Annotated in this window: 2 protein-coding genes; one reads left to right on the forward strand and one right to left on the reverse strand. The window is 46.4% G+C overall.

Translation table 11 applies throughout. From position 1 onward, the window contains the following. The first annotated feature begins 231 nt into the window (after positions 1-231). Positions 232-2,229, forward strand: a complete 1,998-nt coding sequence (locus AB8804_RS23065) for a BCCT family transporter (RefSeq protein WP_371190261.1) — start codon at positions 232-234, stop codon at positions 2,227-2,229. A gap of 1,440 nt (positions 2,230-3,669) precedes the next feature. Here AB8804_RS23065 and AB8804_RS23070 read toward each other — a convergent pair. Further along, a partial coding sequence (locus tag AB8804_RS23070; RefSeq protein ID WP_371190263.1) for a zinc ribbon domain-containing protein occupies positions 3,670-3,846 on the reverse strand: 177 nt, incomplete at its 5' end.

Below are 3,846 nucleotides of genomic sequence, written 5' to 3' on the forward strand. Positions count from 1 at the left end.
GTAGTGAAGATCGCCGCTGGATTTAAAATAATGATGGTTATATGGACAAGGAGCTATCGTTTGGGGTGTTGTAGCCGGGGTAGCCACCGATGGCAAGACAACGCCGTTCGCCAATGGATGAACATTATGGTGAAAAACTCGCACAATGACGCATAGTCAGTTGAATTTTGCTATTATATGAGAGGAAGATTTTTTAATCCAGTGTAGATTTTAATTAATGGAATAAATGATATGAGTGAAAATGATGCGATCCCAAATCAGTCCAAAAGCCAGATTAACAAAGCGGTATTCTTTACCTCTGCTTTGTTAATTGTTCTTCTTGTCGCCTTCGCAGCCGTATTTCCGGATGTCGCAGACAGAAATTTCAAAATACTACAGCAACAAATCTTCACGAATGCTAGCTGGTTCTACATTCTTGCGGTGGCCTTGATTTTATTGAGTGTCACTTTTCTTGGTCTCTCACGTTACGGTGATATCAAGTTGGGTCCGGACCATGCACAACCTGATTTCAGTTATCACTCCTGGTTTGCGATGCTTTTCTCGGCAGGGATGGGGATCGGCCTGATGTTCTTTGGTGTTGCTGAACCTGTAATGCATTATCTTTCACCTCCCGTCGGCACCCCAGAGACCATTGCGGCAGCAAAGGAAGCAATGAGGTTGACCTTCTTCCATTGGGGTCTGCATGCATGGGCAATCTATGCCATTGTAGCGCTGATTTTGGCCTTTTTCAGTTATCGCCATGGTCTGCCTTTAACGCTGCGTTCTGCACTCTATCCTATTATTGGCGATCGCATATACGGGCCTATAGGCCATGCGGTCGATATTTTTGCCGTTATAGGCACGGTTTTTGGCGTAGCTACATCGCTGGGTTACGGTGTTTTGCAGGTAAATGCTGGTTTGAACCATCTATTTGGGGTGCCCATCAATAACACGGTACAGGTGATTCTGATCGCGGTCATCACAGGGTTAGCGACGATTTCTGTGGTGTCCGGCCTAGACAAGGGAATACGCATCCTGTCTGAGCTCAATCTGGGCCTCGCGCTATTGCTTCTGGTGCTGGTCCTGTGTCTGGGACCAACAGTGCTTCTACTGAAGTCATTTGTGGAAAATACTGGCGGTTATCTATCAGAACTGGTGAGTAAAACTTTCAATCTTTATGCATACGAACCTAAGTCGAGCAACTGGCTAGGGGGATGGACATTACTGTATTGGGGATGGTGGCTTTCATGGTCACCGTTTGTGGGGATGTTTATAGCACGGGTCTCACGCGGCCGAACCATTCGTGAATTTGTCACCGGCGTGCTGTTTGTTCCGGCCGGTTTTACGCTAATGTGGATGACGGTGTTTGGTAATAGCGCAATCCATCTCATTATGAACCAAGGGGCGACTGATCTTGCCAATACAGTGCAACAAGATGTCGCGCTGGCCTTGTTTATTTTTCTTGAGCATTTCCCGTTCTCCTCCGTACTGTCATTCATTGCAATGGTGATGGTCATAGTCTTCTTTGTAACATCTGCTGACTCGGGGGCAATGGTTGTGGATACTCTGGCATCAGGCGGTGTGGCAAACACGCCCATCTGGCAGAGAATCTTCTGGGCCTCGCTCATGGGGATAGTCGCAATTGCACTTCTCATTGCGGGAGGGCTAAGCGCACTGCAAACGGTGACAATAGCGAGTGCATTACCCTTCTCGATGATCTTACTCATATCCATATACGGACTGTTAAAAGCTTTGCGCCGGGATTTGACCAAGCGTGAAAGTCTTAGCATGGCGACTATTGCGCCGACGGCTGCGCGCAACCCAATTCCGTGGCAAAGAAGGTTGCGCAATATCGTTTACCTTCCAAAGCGCTCTCTCGTGAAACGCTTTATGGACGACGTTATTCTGCCTGCCATGACGATGGTTCAGGAAGAACTAAACAGGCAGGGGACGATAAGCTATATCAATGACGCAGCCGACGATCGTATTCGCCTTGAAGTCGATTTGGGCAACGAGCTTAATTATATATATGAAGTTAGGCTTCGCGGGTATAACTCACCGACTTTTGCGCTTACTACGATAGATAATGATGAGCAGCAGACTGAACAACATCGATATTATCGCGCAGAGGTCTACCTTAAAGAAGGCGGTCAAAATTATGATGTGATGGGATGGAATCAGGAACAGCTGATTAATGACATACTTGACCAGTATGAAAAACACTTACACTTCCTGCACTTGGTTCGCTAACAGAAACATGCCATCTGTCGGATATTATAGTCAGATTGCTACGGCGGTCGGCGAGGATTCTTTATTGTTGGAACCTATTAACATCGTAACCCGCTGCGCCGGAGTAAAGTTCCACTAACCTACAGTCGCATATTTAGCGCCTGCTGGCACACATATGCCGTTTAACGGCATATGTGTAATTAACCGCATTATCAGGAGTGCTAAAATACGTGTAAATCATATATGTTATACCCGAGATTTAGCTATTCGGACGAAACGTATTATCCAGAGCGTTACGGTTACTCTTAAACCCAATTTGATTTCACGAGCCCACAAGCCAGGCGTTAATATGAGCGCCACGCTTGTTTCTGATCTCAAAAAATTATACTTAACGCTGGCGTGAAGAGGATGCAGAGTCCATAGCTGTATTGAACCGCACGGGGGACTGAACCTGTAAATCCTCTGACGAATATTTCGGGGGATCCATAAACTATCCCGGGTCATCAGTTTTCGCACAGTCTCTTTGGCCAGATAAAGATTGTGAACTTCAGCGAGCTTCTCACAGGCTAATGATGGCCCAAAATCAGCGTTATGTTCGCGGATGGTGTCTAATGCATGTTCAGCGAGGCCTTACAACAGTTGCTGGTTATTTGGCTGGCCGCGACGACGGTTAACCAGTGTGAGCGGCAGCGTTCGAGCAAACGACTGCAGTGTCTGCCTGAGATCTCCAGCCAGCTGGCAGCAAGGTGTGTTGTGAGGCGTCGGTCGATAACGTCTGAAGGGTCCTGAGTCGATTTACATCGTTCATTGAGAAAAACTCAGTTCTGTATGCCGTCATGAGTCTCATCCACTGAACTCAGTGATCGCTGTAGTGAGACTGTAACGCGGACATGTCTATTTTGTCAGAGGCGGACATCCCAATTTAGCTACTACACAATTAGTTCGCATAACAAAGATTATGTTAAATGTGAAAGTAAAAAACATATAATTCAATGAGTTACGATGTTGCTTATCTACCCTTTTGCTAACATTGACTGTTTTAATTGGCCCTTTGGACTAAACTGCTTAAGTTTCCTGAGCCAGTTCATCCAATAAATCATCAATGTTCTTCAGGAGTGACATTTTGCCATCGTCCTCCATAAATTCGGAACTGAAGATCTCTAATATGTATTTTGAGGAATTCAAATTCTGAATCAACATGTGTGTTCTGATATTCCGTTCAAGTATGGCGTTCGCTATGTGTTCAATAGCTTCACTTGAGTGACGCGTAAACTCGAGCACCGTTGATTGCAACGCTTTGCTCCCGTCAGTCATGCTACTGCTGAGTATCCTGTTCAGAACAAGGCATCTCAAACGGATGACTTTAGTTGCTAATGCGTACATATTCTTCATGGTTTGGCTCATTAAAGTTATTTTGTTTGACATCCTCCTCGCCCTGAAGGACGGGGATTCCTGCAGCGTTCAGACCGAAGCCTGAATCACCCCGGTGGGTTCCTGCTTCAACGGGTGGCCTGAATGCGCCATCCTTCCACAGGCAAGTACGGCATGTCCTGCCGCTAAAATGTTACGAGCGCCGTTTATATCGGCGTTCCCGGTATATCCGCATTCAAGGCACTCGAATCGACTTTGTGAAAGGCG

This window comes from Enterobacter sp. KBR-315C3_2022 (assembly GCF_041399425.1).
Classification (GTDB): domain Bacteria; phylum Pseudomonadota; class Gammaproteobacteria; order Enterobacterales; family Enterobacteriaceae; genus Enterobacter.